The following is a 14,931-nucleotide window of genomic DNA, read 5'->3' as shown; positions in this document are numbered from 1 at the left end:
CGTCTCCTTACTTGCTCAATAATTTGTTCGCTTTCTCCGCAGCCTCGTTCATGGCATCCTGCGGCTTCACATTCTTTTCCAGAATCGCTTTCGTGATCGCATCCTGCATGATTTTCGTAATTTCCGGATATGCGTTTGCATTCGGACGCAATACGGCATACTTCAATTGATCCGAAGCAACCTTGTAATGCGGAAACTCTTTATAGTAGGCTTGCAGCTCTTCGCTTTCCAAAGCCGAAATGCGGTTCGGCAAATAGCCGATGTACTTATGCTGATAAATCGTATTTTCCTTGGATGTCATCCATTTAATAAATTCCCAGGTCGCCTCTTTTTCTTGCTCGCTGAGCTTCGACGTGATAACCAGATGGGCTCCGCCGGTCGGAACGCCGTACGTTTTATTGGCGGGCATAAAGTCGGTCGCCATTTCAAAGTTGTTGCCCTTTGCGATTTCCAGGCTTGCGGAAACCCCGGCCGTAGACCCGAATTTAAAGGCGGAAATCTGGTTGGCCCAATCCTTTTCCGCGTCGGCTCCCGCCGTTTTCCCTACGACAAACTTGATGAGACCTTCATCGGACATTTTTTTCCAAAACTCGACCGGCGCGACCCCTTCAGGCGAGTTAAACGCGGCTTTTTTGCCGTCCTCGCTCAGCACCTTGCCGCCGCTTTGCGCGACTAGCGCCTCGTACTCCCAGATGCCGACCGGCATGGTCATCGGCGTCTTCCCCTTCGCCTTCAACACGCGGGCGTACTGTTCCAATTCCGTCCAATTTTTCGGACCGGCCGGATCCAACCCCGCTTCTTTCAACATGGTGACGTTTTTATAGAAGATCGGGGTGCTGCGCACGAACGGAATGCCGTAAAGCTTGCCGTCTACATAAGCGTTGCCCATCAGACCCGGTATGAAGTCTTTCAGATTGAGCTGAGCGTCATCCCTTGCGGCAAGCGGCGTCAAGTCCACCAACATGCCCGAACGGGAAAAAATGCCGGTGGATGCGATTTCGAGGTCGAATACGGCCGGCGCGTTTCCGGCCGCAAACGCAGCTTGCACTTTCGCGTGAAGATCGTCATAATTGCCCTGGTTCGCTTGCTGCACTTCGATTTTGTTTTGCGATTCGTTAAATTTTTTCACCAGGTTTTGTTTCGCTTCTTCGATTTTTCCGCCGTTGGCCGTCCAGTACTTGATTACGACTTTTTTGCCTTCGGAGCCGCCGGCCGCGCCGGCGGCGGTCTTTCCGTCCGTGCCCCCGGAACCGCACGCCGCGAGCATGAGGACGGAACTAAGAGCAGCCATGGACATGCCTGTTTTCTTTCCCATCAGAAACCCTCCCGTTTTTTATGCGGCACAATAAAGAAGCCTTAATCGACCGCCGCTGCGATGCCGGCAGTAATTAAGGCTTCTCCTTCGCTCCAAGCCAAAGCTATTTACTTGATTCTAGAATACAGGTTCATTATTAAATCGGTGTCAACTCGTTATTAAAATTGTGCAAATGCGTTATCCGATGCTGCAAAACCTTTTTTCCTGAGCGGAATAAATTTCGCGCCATAATTCCGATTTGGAGGAGGATACCGCGGTCGCGCCATGATCCAGACAGGCCAGGGCGTGGCTTCGTTCGAACATCAAGCCGCCGGAGATGATCGGAAGAGAGGTGAACGTTTTGATCTCCCCGATCACCTCCGGTATTCGGGCGGGCATGATTTCCACGATGTCGGGCTCGATTTGGAGGAGACTTTTGGCTATATTGTCGAGTCCCTCGGTATCCACCAGAAAGAAACGTTGAATCGAAATCAGCCCGACCTTTTTCGCTATTTTGACGACGTTCGTTTTCGTGGTAATGATCCCGGTCGGTTTGATCGCCTTGGCCAAATAATCGAGACCGTGGGTATCGGTGCATAGGCCGCCTATCTTATCCAAATGGAGAAAAACCGGCACCTGATGCGTTTTGAACAAATCCACATAGCCTTTAATGACGCCTATGTGCCCGGTTAGCAGAAATACGCCGCCTAATTGGTTTCGGAGTGACAAGGCCAGTTCGATTTGTTTCGGCTCCTTAATGGAAGCCACCATCCGGTGCGCGGTTAATCTGTCGAAAAACGATCCGCCTTCATCCTTCCTACTTTTCATCCGTCAGCACCTCCTGTGAAACCGGCTTTGTTCAAAACCGGAACTTATTTGTGTTCGGCAGCCAGCCGCAACGCGACAACGCATTCCCGATCCGTTTCTTGTCCGCGGGCATTCGGGTTATGTTTAAAATGCTTCATATTGTTGTATAAAGTCTCCGCGTTGTCGATCATCGCCGCGTCCGTGAAATCGACAGCCGAAATGCGAATCTCGTCCTGCCCGATCTCCACCATCCTCACGCCGTGCTGATCCAGGCAGGCGGACAGCTGAACGAACGTCCAGTTGTTCCGTTTTACAATCGAGTCGACGTGGGTATGACCGTTAAAATAAATCCCGACTCCTTCTTTCCGGTTTAAAATGCTCCACATATCGATGTCGGGATGAATGGAGCCTTTATCCATGTCCGAACGGGCTGTCGTATTGTATACCGGATGATGGGCGAACAGTAAAAGGGGCTTCGTTCCGGACGCCTTTACGACATGGTCGAGCCACTGCAGCTGCTCTTCGTCGACCCAGCCTCCCCAGTCCGCAAAATCCATCTCCTTCGCCGTGTCTATACATGCAAGCACGGCATGCTCCGTCGTTACGGCGTGATAGCGAGCTTGTCCGGTTCGTTCGAGAACTTCCCTTCTCGTTTGGGCATAAAGGTCGTGATTCCCCAAAGCATGGTAAAATGTTTTTTCATGCTGCCGGATAATCCCGTAAACCTCTTGCAGCTCCGAGGAATGCCCGTAATTGGTCAAATCGCCGAGCGAAATATGAGCGTCCGCTTCCAACTCCAGAAACCGTCCCAGAAATGTTCGATAAAAATCGTTGCGCGCTTCCAACCACCCCGGAATCGTTTCGTCGACTTCGTGATAGTGCAAATCGCCCATGACTGCAAGCTTCATCAGATCTCTCCTCCAGTTTCAAATGGAATTTTCGCCATCCGGAACAAAACAAACATAAAAAACCCGCATCAGAAACAGAAACCGTCCTTTTTGGATAAAGGCTTGTTGATTTTCTGATCGCCGGGTTTTTACCGTCTTTGCCGGAGCGGCTATTCTTTTGATTATAGGTTACTGCCGTTTTATTAACGAGGTATCAACGCCATGTAAATCTCCGGTTAATTTTGTTCTTGATAGCGAAAAGTCCCGTTCGCACCGTCGAACACTTTGGATTGCATCAATCTTGTTTATACTTGTCTTTAAGCATACCGGAACCGATTCCCGCGCCGACCATCAAAATTAAAGATCCGAAATTCCAAAGCAAAGCCCCGCCATACAACATAATGTCCAGCGCCGTTACTTTGTTCAGGAGCAGAACGCCGAGTTTGATCGCCAGCAGCGCGAAGCCAATCAAAAACAAGACGTCAAATATAAATTTTAATTTCGGATGAGCCAATTGTTTGCTGTCTTTGATCACCTTCTTGGTCAACTCCTCGTCGCTCCTTAATAACTCGTCGACGGTTACGCCGAATAGATCGCTAACTTTGATAATGATTTCAATGCTCGGGTAGTTCTGGCCATTCTCCCATTTCGAAACCGACTGTCGACTTACAAACAGCTTCTCGGCCAAGTCTTCTTGAGACCAGCCCTTCTTCTTTCTTTCCGTTTTCAACTTCTCCGCAAAGATCATAGCAGCAGCAGCCTTTCTGCAATGGATACATCCAATATCGTTTACCCGCATGCAAAAGTAAAGACCGCTTTGGTTGCGCGGCCCCGCAACCTCGGGTTGCCTGTCTCGATCCGTCGAACGAACAAAGCAAAAAAGCCTCCCCTGCTTGAATTAGCAGCTGAGGCTTGGCTATACGTCTAAACCGCCGACCACGTGATGGTATATTCCGCGATGCCCGCTTCCGCATCGATGATCGAACCTTCAATAACCGTAGACTCGCGGCTTTGGGTAGCGCTAATGTTGATTGTATTGCCGGCGGAGGAGTCGACAATCGTTTCGTAACCGCGGGCTTTCAAATAGTCGTTATAGGTCTTGATCAGATTTTTCAAGCTTTCCTTTGTTTGCAAAGTGAAAGTAACGCTTTTATTGGTGCCGACCGCGTCTTCGAGCAGCTCGATTTTTTTAGTATCCGCCGGGAGCGGGAAGTCGCTCGGCAAATGCTTCGGCCGCTGGAAGGAAGCGGCTGGCGGCGGAGTTGCCGTACCGCTGCCGCTGCCGCCGATTAAGACTCTATTGTTTGTTCCGTCGTAGTCGATAGGTACCTTCAAAGCTTCGGATATAGCGCGTACCGGCAAATAGGTGGAGTCGTTATATGTAATCGGATACAGTCTATTCCCCTCGTCATCTACGGGCTTGAAGTCAGCGTTGTTCACGACGATGCCGATCTCCATATTGAGGAGCGCTTTAATTTCCTGCAAATTGCTGCCCGCATACACACCCGCGGAGCCCGTCACGATCATTCCGAATATCGATGCGCCGATAAACCAACCTTTTTTGTTCAATATGATTTCTCCTTATCCAGTTTAGTTTTTGTCTATTATCATATTTTCAAGCGGGGTAAACAAGGCTCGAACGACCTAGTAGCACATACCCAAAAAAGCGAGAAATTTACATATTTTTTTCATACTTAGGTATGATGTCTGCGGCAGCGAAAATGAAAAAGCGCCCGGCAGGCACTCAGCACGATTCTCAACCGCGACAAGTCCGATTCGCTGTACAGCCTGTGCCCGGATTCCGTCTGGCCGGACGGAGAGAACAGGCCGATTTGATCGTAAAAGCGCAGCGTTCGTACGGTAAGGCCCGTCAGTTTGGCGAGCTCTCCGACCTTCCAATTTCTTTTCATGCATCATCTCCGCTCTTTGGCGCTAGCTGAGTACCGGTAGCTCCATTATAAAACGTTACGTTACGTAAGGTGCAAGCGGTAAATCGGGGCTCTGCCCCTTTCCGGCCAACCCATAGAAAAACAATTCCATCATTTGATCCAAGTCCCGGGTTGTCCGTTCTTCATTCGCCGATCCCCAATACCGGCTCAGTTCATGATTGAACATCGCGAAGTAACGCATCGCCACCTCGTCCGATAAATCTTTGCGAATAGATCCCTCCCGTTTCCCGAGCGCGACAAACTTCGCAAAAAACGGCGCGACCTTCCGCTCGCTGTAGCTTTCCATCATTCGCTTCCATCCGCCGGGCTCGGAGGACGGGACCTTCTGAAGCTCATCCGCCAAAAGGTTTAGGTTTTTCGCCTCCAACAGCATAATTTCTTTTGCCTTCTCGGGAAAAGACAGCCCGGAATCGAGAATGCTCTCATACCGCTCCAGCTGCTTGTCCATCCAGTTCGTCAGCGTCTCCGCATAGAGCTGTTCTTTCGTACCGAAGTAGTTATAGATCGTAGCCGGGGAAACGTTCGCTTTATGCGCGATCTCGTTCACGCTGACCTTTTGAAAGCCGTGTTTGAAAAACAGTTCAAACGATACGCCGAATATTCGCTCCATTTTTTTCCGCTTCCGTCGTTCGTAGCCGTCCATTGGCTTCACCTCGCTTGTAGTGTAACTAAAGTTTTAGAGCGATTCAATAAAGCAAATATAAAACATTGATCTTCCGAATTTGCGTCGCTATAATCGTTTTAGAGTAAATCGATCATTACAGTATAAAACTTTATGGGGTGTAACGAAATGAAACAACTCCGAATGCCTTCTTTTTTGCATGATGTTTTCGGCGAAAAACAGTCGATGGGGGCCATTGCGGCGATCCTGCTTTTTGGCGGAATGCTGACTGCCGCGTTATATGGCGCATTTCCCGAAATGACGAACGATCTTCCGGTATGGCGCAGCGCCCTGGCCTTCGTATTGATCTTCGATATTGGTTCCGGCTGCATTGCGAATTTTACGGCTTCGACCAGCAACTTTTATGCGGCGAGAAAAACGAATCGGCTCGTATTCATTGCGATACATGTCCATGTCGTGCTTGTAGCCCTTCTGCTTCACGCCGATATTTGGTATTCGCTGGGGGTGTGGGCTTATACGACGATCGCAGCCTTGACCGTAAACGCCCTGATCGGCAAGCAATCGCAATTGGTCGTGGCAGGCTTTCTCTTGTCTGTCGGTCTGGGCGGCATCCCCATGCTGCCGGGAATCACGCCCTATATGCTGATCGTCTGCGAATTGTTTATGCTTAAAGTATTGTTCGGCTTCGCCGTCGATCATTACGGCCGAGCAATTCGCAACTTTAGGTGATGGATAGCCGCCCTTGCAGGAAAAGCAAACGGCCCCCGTCCCTTGAACATCGGGATGGAGGCCGCTTTTTGTATAGAGAGTTTACACGACGGAATGCAATTCATTGTGCAGACCGAGCGTCCGCGCAGTCGATGTATGAATTTGCCGGATCAGCTCCGGGTTTTTCACTAAAGACACGCCGTAGGAAGGGATCATTTCTTTGATTTTCGGTTCCCACGTTTTGATATGCTTCGGGAAGCATTTTTCGATGACCTCCAGCATGACGGAAACGGCCGTGGAAGCGCCCGGAGAAGCGCCGAGCAATGCGGCGATCGATCCATCGGCGGCACTGACGACTTCCGTTCCGAATTGAAGCGTTCCTTTACCCGCAGCCGTGTCTTTGATTACTTGCACCCGTTGACCGGCCACCAGCAAATCCCAATCCTCGCTTCGGGCGTTCGGGATAAACTCGCGCAGCTCTTCCATTCGCTGTTCTTTCGAAAGCATCACCTGCTGGATCAGGTATTTCGTCAACGAAAGGTTTTTGGCGCCCGCCGCCAACATCGTGAGCACATTGTTCGGTTTCACGGAACCGATCAAATCGAACATCGAACCGGTTTTCAGGAACTTCGGCGAGAAGCCGGCAAACGGTCCGAAGAGCAGCGATTTTTTATTGTCGATAAATCGCGTATCCAGATGCGGAACGGACATCGGAGGGGCGCCGACCTTCGCTTTGCCGTATACTTTGGCATGATGCTGCGCTACGATATCCGGGTTCTGGCACACCATAAAGAGCCCGCTGATCGGGAATCCGCCGATATGTTTGCTTTCCGGGATGCCGGATTTTTGGAGCAAAGGCAAACTTCCGCCGCCGCCGCCGATAAAGACGAATTTGGCCGTATGGTGTTCGACCGTACCGCTGTCATTGCGTACCTTCAATTCCCACGAGCCGTCGCTCGTCCGTTTTATATCGTCAACCCGATGGTTGTACCGGATTTCGACGCTTTGACTCTTTAAATGAGTAAACAACATACGCGTTAAAGCGCCAAAGTTTACGTCCGTGCCGGATTCGATTCGGGTTGCCGCAATCGGTTCGTTCAATTTCCGGTCTTTCATAATAAGCGGAATCCATTCCGTCAATTTTGCCGGGTCATCGGAATATTCCATCCCTTGGAACAAAGGATTGCTTGCCATCGCTTCGAACCGTTTTTTCAAAAACGATACATTTGGTTCCCCTTGGACTAAGCTCATATGAGGCAGGGGCATGATAAAGTCGTGCGGATTGCGAATCAGATTGCTGTTCACCAGGTAAGACCAAAACTGCATCGAAACTTGAAACTGTTCGTTTACTTTGATCGCTTTGCTAATATCTATGGATCCGTCCGGTTTTTCGGCCGTGTAGTTCAACTCGCACAGCGCGGCATGCCCCGTTCCCGCGTTATTCCATTCGTTAGAGCTTTCCTCTCCTGCGCTCGGCAGCTTCTCAAACACGGTAATGTTCCAGTCCGGCGCTAATTCTTTCAGCAGCGACCCCAACGTCGCACTCATGATTCCGGCACCAATCAAGATAACGTCTGTTTTCGTTTGTCTGTTGCTCATGATTACCTTCCTAACACACTATTATTTGAAGAAAAGATGCAGGCGCGCCTGCTCAAGCCCCACAGCAAGCCAGGGTGTGACCTAGTCACACCCTCCTCCGGACCAATGAAAACCTGATCATAGTGTATCCCTATTAAAATGATTATGTTACTTTCTATTATATGATAGTTACATAGCATTTAAAAGCCGGAAAATTCAGTGATGACGGACTGTTACGGGGAAGAAGCGAGAAACCGTCCACAAAACCATAGGAATACACAAAAATACAAGGCTTTAATCCTGTTACTTGCAAAGGTTGAAAAAAAGCTCTTCGAAACCCGCTTGCATGCGAGAATCGAAGAGCGTTCTTAACGGCTTTTAAGGGCATGCTCGATTTGGACCCTGCACGGATTAAGGATAGATCTGCCGAGTGCCACAGAATCGAACCATTTGGTAACACAATATCGGTTCCGCCGATCCCGTGGAGGATCGCGGTCTGGTCCGTTCCTCCATTAGGCATTGCCCGCCTTAGAAAGTTTATTGCTGGGCGAAAACCATCCAATAAGGGCGATCACCACCAACACAATATAGAAGACGGAAGTCCAGCCCGTGCTATGGGGGAAATGATGATCCAAAACTCCAATATCCTCATGGGCCAGCGTAATGACGGCAAGCTTTACCCCAACCCAAGCAACGATTGCATAAGCCGTTGTCTCCAGCGCGGGGCGTTGGCCAAGCAGCTTTACAAACCAAGTAGCTGCATATTTGATTAAAACTAAGCCGGCAATCCCGCCAAGTAACACTACAGCAAATTGTCCGCCGTCCATACCGCCGAACTCGCCCAGCGGCGAGTCAGGCAATCCCAGCGCAAGCGCTACCGCAGCAAGAATAGAATCAATGGCAAAAGCGAGGTCTGCCAACGCAATTTTTCCTACTGTAGGCCAAAAGCCTTTCCCTGCGGCCTCTTGTTTTTGCTCCTTGTGAATATTTCCGTTCTTCTTACCGAACCGCGCTTGGATGATGTGTTTTAGACCCAGGTAAAGAAGGTAAGCCGCGCCAATCGCCTGCACTTGCCAGACGTTTGCGATGAAGGATATCGCAAAAAGAGCGGCAAAACGAAAGACAAAGGCCATAATGATTCCATAATTAATCGCCCGTTTCTTTTGTTCATCCGGCAAATGCTTCGCGATGACCGCCAATACGAGCGCATTGTCAGCCGACAGCAATCCTTCCAAACCGATAAGAATTAGTAAAGCCCACGTATACTCCAGCCACAACGACTCCAAGTTTCAATTCCCCTCTCCGACCAATATATAGAGATAATGTTTCCTGCCCTGCAAATTGGTATACGTAATAAGTCACCGATGGGGTTCAACTTTTTTTAAATGCCTTTCAGCACGAACGCATAATCGCTTATCCAAGTCGCTCCAACCATATTTGCGATTAAAGTAGACAACCAACCTTGCTCCTGAAATCCGGGGTCCCGGAGGCTCTACAATTCCTTTCTATCATACGCTCTCCGATACTCCAAGCCGTCTACGCCACCAGCCTGCGGCTCCAGCCCGAGTTGCGGGCCTTCCAGTTGGAGAAAGGGCCACTTTGTCGCCCTTTCGATACGCTGCAGCTAATTAAAAAAACTTTCCATGCCGGAAGGTCGTCCTGTGCTATTATTGAGATATCGGGACCGATTCGGTTACTCCGGTTCCACAAATATCTTGATTCGGGAGGCCGGAAGATGAACGTCATTCTGTGGATCCTCGGTTCGCTCATCGCGGTCGTAGTCATATTCGTGGTGTTGGCGGGAACTTACGCGGTGCTGAAGGAAAGAGGCAGCGAACTCGACATCAGGCGGGACGAGTACGGCAACGTGATCCTGCTCGATACGCCCGGCATGCGCATCGGTGCCGCCTCCGCGTACGACCAGACGATCGAGATGGAGAAGCGGGGACACGTGAACTCCGACGGCATGAGCTGGAACGACCGCTGGCTGGGTACGATCCGCTCGATCCGGAAAAATACCGAGAACCCGGAGTGGTACGTCCAATATATCATCGAGCAGCGGCGCAAGGCGGGGCTCCCCGAGCTCGAAGGGGTCGACGAAGCCTGGCCGTGAGGCGGTTTTCGGACTACCGGCTCCACTCTCCGTCATGCCCGGCCCACGTTCCTTTCCTACTGCGAAGCGTAAAGGCCATCCTTTGTGGGATGGCCTGCCTATCAGATCCAAACAACTATACTCCATAACCCACCGAATTTCTTAAAGTAAGAATATTTTCCTGGAGGAACGTTTGATTTTTTTCAATTCCTCTGTTTTTACACCAAGCAACTGCGCTGAAAGCATCGTAGATATCATAAAATGGCAGCACTCTTTCCAGAGCCAACATCGGTCGAATCGATTGATACCCTTCAATGAACGGTATCTTTGTTCTCGGATTGACTTCCCAAATATAGCGATTGACTTTTGTAAAATCTATTTCCGACGATCCGCCGCGGGCACTCTCGAAATCAATAATGCCAGCAACCTCGTTACCGTTCACCAATATATTACCTGGTCTAAAATCCATGTGAACAATGCATGGTCCGTCGGGATCCGGTAAAGCAGAGAAAACTCCATCAAAGCGAAGAATACATCTTTCATACAATTTTGAGTCGAGTATCTCTTTGCATGGCTCCTTCCACTTTTCAAAATTACTTTTGATATATAATCTCCAATTGTTTTGGTCAACTAGCTTAAAACCATCGGTTACATGGTAACCATACCCAGGCATTTTAACCTCATGGAGCATAGCATGATATACGCCAATTTGATAAGAGAGTTTCTCATCCATGTCTCCTGTACAAGGCATACCTTGAATCGCTGTAAGAAGCAAGGCTCCAGTAGTACTTTCATCCCCGTACCAAATGTCCAATACCTTAGGAACAGGTATTATACCCTTTAATGTTTCAAGCATCTGAAATTCACGGAACAGTTTATCCTTGTTAAATGGAATTTTTACAAAAACGTTTTCTCCGCTGGCAAGAGTAAGTTTGTATACATCAGAACTAAATGACTCTGGAACATCTTCCACATTCAAGACGTTCAACTTTAGCTTTTCTATAACTTTTAGAATAGAACTCATATGTAACCTCTTTTTGTAGTCGTGTCCGCGGCAAGTATTAGTTTCATTTAATAAATAGGAGTACTAGCAAAACCACTAGCATTATTGCTGCGCCTGCAAAATAGGCTATTATTCCTGTTCTTCTTTGAGCTGCTTTTGCATGAAGTGCATCGGCAGTTTCTTTTAGCTCTGCCAAATACATTGCTTCAGTAATTGGTGAGATTTCATCATTATCGTTATTCGTACTTTGGATAAATTCTATCGCCTCATCTAATGTACAGCCTGTTTGCACAGAAAAAAACTTGGTTGCGTCATCAATTCGCCGATCCATCAAAAGATATGAAACACCTTGTAAAATTTGGAAATTATCCAACCGCACTTCTTCATGATTGATCAAATCAATTTCACAAACATTTCCTTTTTTTGGTCCATAGTATAGTTTGAAATCTTCTTCAAAAAAAATATTTTTATTGTTCATCTTTCACTTTCACATCCTTTTTCAAACAATATAAATCACGCTCATGAGCCTCTCCAACGCCTCCAGCAGTTTATATGTATTTAATAAAATGTTTTCGGGCTCTTCTTAGCGTGATGACCAGCCAATGTCTGGAAAGCTTGGGCAAGAGCGGCTACATCTTCGTTCACGAAGCAGGGACAACGTCTTCGCCCTCTGCAACGTGGACTGAACCGCGAACTATTACCAAAAAAAGTCGATGAGCGTAGAGGCTCGGAACCACTCTATTCCACATACCTACGTCTTCCTCCACCTACCCATGACAAATTTTCGCCGTAACTTATGGTACGGTTCTTCGCTCTGTCTGTAACGGCAAGTTTTAGGGCCATCCTTGTGGGATGACCTTCACTATTTACGAAAAAACAAAAAAAGAGTCCTGAAATTTTTCAAGACTTATTCCACATCATACCAAACGGAGAATTATAAGTCTATATCTTTTTGACTATATATGTAAAAATTGTGTTTCGTAAGAATATAGTTAGGGAGGATATGCTGGAATGATTCCAACTTGTTTTTCAGATTACGGCTCAATGATACCCTTGCTGAATGAGGTTGCAGAATGGACACTATTAAGAAAATGGGCTCTCTCAGAAGTCTACAGAGTAAAGTTCGCAACGGGTGAAACGCGCATAATTAATAGGGCGGAAGCGAGATGTCGGGAGCGGTGAAAAAAATACGAAGCCCCACAAGAAATTCCGCAAAAAAACTTGCCGTTACTTATGATACGGTTCAGCTTAACGGGCTATCGGCGAAAAATTCGCCACGGCGCTTCCGAAGAGGACGACTCACCATTCAAACAAATGATCCTCGATCAGCGCCTCGAATGAATGGGCTAGGCAAAGGAGGGATCCGGATGTCCAAAGTCAAATACATTGCTCACCGAGGGTTGAGCCTGCATGCGCCCGAAAATACGACCGTCGCTTTCGAATTGGCCGGAAAAGCCGGGTTCTGGGGAATTGAGTTGGATACGTATTGCACGACAGACGGCCACTGGATCGTCCATCACGATCGGACGGTGGACAGGATGACGGATGGTACCGGCAGAACGAAAAATTTTTCGTTCGAAGCCATTCGCATGCTGAAGATTACGGCAGGCGTCGGGATAGAAAATTACCCCGGGCTGCGGATTCCGACCCTGGGGGAAGTATTGGACATTTGCAAGTCGTACGGCATGCATGCGTTCATTGAAATCGAAGAATACCATAACGATGCCGACCTGGAGAATCTATTGGAGACCGTCGACCGTTCCGGTATGCTCGGGCAATGCAGCTTCATCTGCTTCAACGCAGACGATCTGAAGAAGGTGAGAGCCATGAACAGCGAGGTCCCGCTCGGATATTTGTCGGCCAACCATCCCTCTTCCTCGGATCTCGAGCTTGTCCGACAACTGAAGCCGGCTTTTCTGGACTATGACTTTCAAACCGCAACGCCGAACGATGTAAAGGTTTGCGCGCAGCATGGGGTGGACGTGTCGATCTGGACTATTAACGACCGACAGATCAGTCAGCCTTTTATCGACGCGGGCGTGGCCTACATTACTACGGACACCGTTTTGACCGACGAATTGCACGAATGGGAAAAAGCGAGCAGATTGCGCACCCCATGATCGCTTCCTGGCAAACAGGCAAGTTAACGCATCTTACATCGAGGACGAGGCTACCGGCTAGAGGCGGTGGCCTCGTTGTAATGATATCGTCGAATGCAAGCAACAACGTTGCCGTTACTTGTGGTGCGGTTCAACGTATCACTCTATTGGCGAATGTTATCGCAAAATAAAAGACACCCAAACGGGTGCCTTTCTTGTGCTTGCTGCCATGTAATTTCTTTATCTCGACATTGATCCAGTATTCAAAGGGGCGTTGATTGCTTAATATTCTCCTTTAATGACGAAGAACGATCCTCGAATGGTCCCAGCCAGTTTGGACTTCTGTCTAGCAAATTTGAACTTCTTCTCTTCCAACTCCTTAGGTACTTCCATCCCCTCGGACAACTTAAATCCAACTGCCCGCTTCTTAGGATCATCCACCGTATACATGACGTTGACCGCCAGACCATCCTCATAAAAGACGAAGGCCCATTTGATATTTTCTACTTGAAAACGCGATGTTTCCAGAGGTTGGGCCGCAAACTCAATACCACGTTCTTCTTTCAAAATTCGTTTCACATAATCAAGCGTCTCCTGGCTTTCGCTGGCTGGTACGACCGTAAATTCGTGCTTGTATTTGTTCATGAAGTAACGGGCTTCATTCGCACGCATACCAGCCAGCGCTTCTGCTACCGGCGAAGACTCCAGACCAACCGTAGACACATTTTTAAAATCAACGATAAGGGACATCCTTCATTCCTCCTGCTGATCTCGTTTACTTCTTTACAACCGGAATCCACATTTCGCCATATACGAAGCCGTCTCGCTGCCCCATCTCAACCGTTGCATTAGGCCCGCCGACATAGGCGTAATTATCGGCTGCCGGCAAAACTTGACCGAAGGCAATGCCGGTAAGCAACCTGCCCAATTCATCAGCCGACTTTCCTTCACCCTTAACGACGAGGTATTGTCCCTTGGGGAATTGGATCACTCTGTGTTCTTCCGGTATCGATGAATTGGTCATGACGCCGGCATAATACATCATCTTGTGATTTACCGCTTCGTTTACGGCAAAAATATAGTCGTTCGCAGCAATGGCCTTTAACGCGTCAAGCCTTCCATCCTGCTCCACTGCCCGCCAAAAGTTTTCTTTCTCCTTGTTTATGCCGGCATAATCCGTGTAATCGCTCTTCAGCTCCGTTCCAATACCAAGAACGATAAAGCTGTCTTTTTCCTCAAAGGTATACGTTGCCATCATCCCAGCTCCTTTTTTTGAATGGATCGATTGATTTATTTATTCACTTGTTGGGTTTATCATAACCGTAAATCATGTCAAAATATGATACTGTTTAGAGGTCAACCGATTGTTCTCTCCACAGCGCCCCTACCTAATAGTAATGCTCCAGGCAGTAGAAGTCTATCGGGGTCACGAATGGGCCGGCGTTAATATCACTCCCATCAGAGTCTGCGGCTTTTCGGACGCAGCGCCCAGGAGGCGATGCCAAGCGCGGCATAGATAAGCGGTAGAATAATATGGAATCCATAATCGCCGTAATCATTTGCGAAGGCATGAGATAAGGCCGCACCCGTCATTAGAAAAAAGATACCGCTATAAGCCCATTCCTTGAGCCGGGGGAAACCCGGCATTACGATCGCAATGACTCCGAGCAATTTCCAAGCTCCGAGAATGTTCGTGACATATAACGGGAAACCAATATCGGTCACTAAATCGACATTACCGCCATATCGCATCAATTGCCCGATACCGCTTAATGCAATAGAGAATGCGAGAAATAGGGTGACGGTCCAATATGCGGCCATCCTTCCAATAGGGCGGGATTCTACCTTCGCGATATTTTCATTACCGATAATCGTACTCATTCCGTACCTCC

Annotated in this window: 16 protein-coding genes and 1 pseudogene; 3 read left to right on the top strand and 14 right to left on the bottom strand. The window is 48.5% G+C overall.

What is annotated here, in order from left to right; translation table 11 throughout:
* Positions 1-7: 7 nt before the first annotated feature.
* From PV407_RS19720 to PV407_RS19690, 7 genes and pseudogenes are all read right to left on the bottom strand, one after another.
* Entirely contained in the window at positions 8-1,315 is a 1,308-nt protein-coding gene (locus tag PV407_RS19720; RefSeq protein ID WP_332091693.1) for an ABC transporter substrate-binding protein, read from the bottom strand.
* Between the two features lie 177 nt (positions 1,316-1,492).
* Entirely contained in the window at positions 1,493-2,122 is a 630-nt protein-coding gene (locus PV407_RS19715; RefSeq protein WP_332091692.1) for a glycerol-3-phosphate responsive antiterminator, read from the bottom strand.
* A gap of 44 nt (positions 2,123-2,166) precedes the next feature.
* Complete coding sequence (locus PV407_RS19710; RefSeq protein WP_332091691.1) at positions 2,167-3,009, bottom strand: metallophosphoesterase family protein; 843 nt, start codon at positions 3,007-3,009, stop codon at positions 2,167-2,169.
* Positions 3,010-3,283: 274 nt separating this feature from the next.
* On the bottom strand, positions 3,284-3,736 hold the full coding sequence (locus tag PV407_RS19705; RefSeq protein WP_332091690.1) for a helix-turn-helix domain-containing protein: 453 nt from the start codon (positions 3,734-3,736) through the stop codon (positions 3,284-3,286).
* Positions 3,737-3,912: 176 nt separating this feature from the next.
* A complete protein-coding gene (locus PV407_RS19700; RefSeq protein WP_332091689.1) occupies positions 3,913-4,557 on the bottom strand; it encodes a hypothetical protein in 645 nt (214 codons plus the stop codon).
* A gap of 173 nt (positions 4,558-4,730) precedes the next feature.
* Positions 4,731-4,898, bottom strand: a pseudogene (locus PV407_RS19695) (MerR family DNA-binding transcriptional regulator); the annotation flags it as partial.
* 55 nt (positions 4,899-4,953) lie between these two features.
* On the bottom strand, positions 4,954-5,580 hold the full coding sequence (locus tag PV407_RS19690; protein ID WP_332091688.1) for a TetR/AcrR family transcriptional regulator: 627 nt from the start codon (positions 5,578-5,580) through the stop codon (positions 4,954-4,956).
* Positions 5,581-5,727: 147 nt separating this feature from the next.
* Here PV407_RS19690 and PV407_RS19685 point away from each other — a divergent pair, with 147 nt between their 5' ends.
* Positions 5,728-6,288 carry a hypothetical protein gene (locus PV407_RS19685; RefSeq protein WP_332091687.1) on the top strand — a complete coding sequence of 187 codons (561 nt, stop codon included), beginning with the start codon at positions 5,728-5,730 and terminating at the stop codon, positions 6,286-6,288.
* Positions 6,289-6,369: 81 nt separating this feature from the next.
* Here the strand turns inward: PV407_RS19685 and PV407_RS19680 are convergent, their stop codons facing one another.
* Both PV407_RS19680 and PV407_RS19675 read right to left on the bottom strand, forming a co-directional pair.
* A complete protein-coding gene (locus tag PV407_RS19680; RefSeq protein ID WP_332091686.1) occupies positions 6,370-7,866 on the bottom strand; it encodes a malate:quinone oxidoreductase in 1,497 nt (498 codons plus the stop codon).
* Between the two features lie 491 nt (positions 7,867-8,357).
* Positions 8,358-9,131 (bottom strand): TerC family protein, encoded by a 774-nt coding sequence (locus tag PV407_RS19675; protein ID WP_332091685.1) that lies wholly within the window; start codon positions 9,129-9,131, stop codon positions 8,358-8,360.
* Between the two features lie 449 nt (positions 9,132-9,580).
* Here PV407_RS19675 and PV407_RS19670 point away from each other — a divergent pair, with 449 nt between their 5' ends.
* Complete coding sequence (locus tag PV407_RS19670) at positions 9,581-9,958, top strand: hypothetical protein (RefSeq protein ID WP_332091684.1); 378 nt, start codon at positions 9,581-9,583, stop codon at positions 9,956-9,958.
* Positions 9,959-10,073: 115 nt separating this feature from the next.
* Here the strand turns inward: PV407_RS19670 and PV407_RS19665 are convergent, their stop codons facing one another.
* Together PV407_RS19665 and PV407_RS19660 are read right to left on the bottom strand one after the other, a co-directional pair.
* Entirely contained in the window at positions 10,074-10,961 is an 888-nt protein-coding gene (locus tag PV407_RS19665) for a phosphotransferase family protein (RefSeq protein ID WP_332091683.1), read from the bottom strand.
* Positions 10,962-11,004: 43 nt separating this feature from the next.
* The gene (locus PV407_RS19660; RefSeq protein WP_332091682.1) at positions 11,005-11,418 is read right to left on the bottom strand and encodes a hypothetical protein; all 414 of its coding nucleotides are present in this window, start codon (positions 11,416-11,418) and stop codon (positions 11,005-11,007) included.
* Between the two features lie 889 nt (positions 11,419-12,307).
* On the opposite strand from PV407_RS19660, the gene PV407_RS19655 reads away from it, so the two are divergent.
* Positions 12,308-13,060 (top strand): glycerophosphodiester phosphodiesterase, encoded by a 753-nt coding sequence (locus PV407_RS19655; RefSeq protein WP_332091681.1) that lies wholly within the window; start codon positions 12,308-12,310, stop codon positions 13,058-13,060.
* A 261-nt stretch (positions 13,061-13,321) separates the two neighbouring features.
* Here PV407_RS19655 and PV407_RS19650 read toward each other — a convergent pair whose 3' ends face one another.
* From PV407_RS19650 to PV407_RS19640, 3 genes are all read right to left on the bottom strand, one after another.
* Positions 13,322-13,789 (bottom strand): phage tail protein, encoded by a 468-nt coding sequence (locus PV407_RS19650; protein ID WP_332091680.1) that lies wholly within the window; start codon positions 13,787-13,789, stop codon positions 13,322-13,324.
* Between the two features lie 25 nt (positions 13,790-13,814).
* Positions 13,815-14,294 carry a GyrI-like domain-containing protein gene (locus PV407_RS19645; protein ID WP_332091678.1) on the bottom strand — a complete coding sequence of 160 codons (480 nt, stop codon included), beginning with the start codon at positions 14,292-14,294 and terminating at the stop codon, positions 13,815-13,817.
* A gap of 203 nt (positions 14,295-14,497) precedes the next feature.
* Positions 14,498-14,920 carry a DoxX family protein gene (locus tag PV407_RS19640; protein ID WP_332091677.1) on the bottom strand — a complete coding sequence of 141 codons (423 nt, stop codon included), beginning with the start codon at positions 14,918-14,920 and terminating at the stop codon, positions 14,498-14,500.
* Positions 14,921-14,931 lie beyond the last annotated feature (11 nt).

Source organism: Paenibacillus sp. GYB003, from assembly GCF_036577625.1.
GTDB lineage: Bacteria > Bacillota > Bacilli > Paenibacillales > NBRC-103111 > Paenibacillus_AB.
The sequence above is the reverse complement of the archived record's forward strand: the minus strand, read 5'-3'. Positions and strand labels throughout refer to the sequence as shown.

Excerpts from the sequence above, each read along its gene's own strand:
- PV407_RS19720 (WP_332091693.1), bottom strand. The coding sequence starts at position 1,315 with ATGGGAAAGAAAACAGGCATGTCCATGGCTGCTCTTAGTTCCGTCCTC.
- PV407_RS19715 (WP_332091692.1), bottom strand. The coding sequence starts at position 2,122 with ATGAAAAGTAGGAAGGATGAAGGCGGATCGTTTTTCGACAGATTAACC.
- PV407_RS19710 (WP_332091691.1), bottom strand. The coding sequence starts at position 3,009 with ATGAAGCTTGCAGTCATGGGCGATTTGCACTATCACGAAGTCGACGAA.
- PV407_RS19705 (WP_332091690.1), bottom strand. The coding sequence starts at position 3,736 with ATGATCTTTGCGGAGAAGTTGAAAACGGAAAGAAAGAAGAAGGGCTGG.
- PV407_RS19690 (WP_332091688.1), bottom strand. The coding sequence starts at position 5,580 with ATGGACGGCTACGAACGACGGAAGCGGAAAAAAATGGAGCGAATATTC.
- PV407_RS19685 (WP_332091687.1), top strand. The coding sequence starts at position 5,728 with ATGAAACAACTCCGAATGCCTTCTTTTTTGCATGATGTTTTCGGCGAA.
- PV407_RS19680 (WP_332091686.1), bottom strand. The coding sequence starts at position 7,866 with ATGAGCAACAGACAAACGAAAACAGACGTTATCTTGATTGGTGCCGGA.
- PV407_RS19670 (WP_332091684.1), top strand. The coding sequence starts at position 9,581 with ATGAACGTCATTCTGTGGATCCTCGGTTCGCTCATCGCGGTCGTAGTC.
- PV407_RS19665 (WP_332091683.1), bottom strand. The coding sequence starts at position 10,961 with ATGAGTTCTATTCTAAAAGTTATAGAAAAGCTAAAGTTGAACGTCTTG.
- PV407_RS19660 (WP_332091682.1), bottom strand. The coding sequence starts at position 11,418 with ATGAACAATAAAAATATTTTTTTTGAAGAAGATTTCAAACTATACTAT.
- PV407_RS19655 (WP_332091681.1), top strand. The coding sequence starts at position 12,308 with ATGTCCAAAGTCAAATACATTGCTCACCGAGGGTTGAGCCTGCATGCG.
- PV407_RS19650 (WP_332091680.1), bottom strand. The coding sequence starts at position 13,789 with ATGTCCCTTATCGTTGATTTTAAAAATGTGTCTACGGTTGGTCTGGAG.
- PV407_RS19645 (WP_332091678.1), bottom strand. The coding sequence starts at position 14,294 with ATGGCAACGTATACCTTTGAGGAAAAAGACAGCTTTATCGTTCTTGGT.
- PV407_RS19640 (WP_332091677.1), bottom strand. The coding sequence starts at position 14,920 with ATGAGTACGATTATCGGTAATGAAAATATCGCGAAGGTAGAATCCCGC.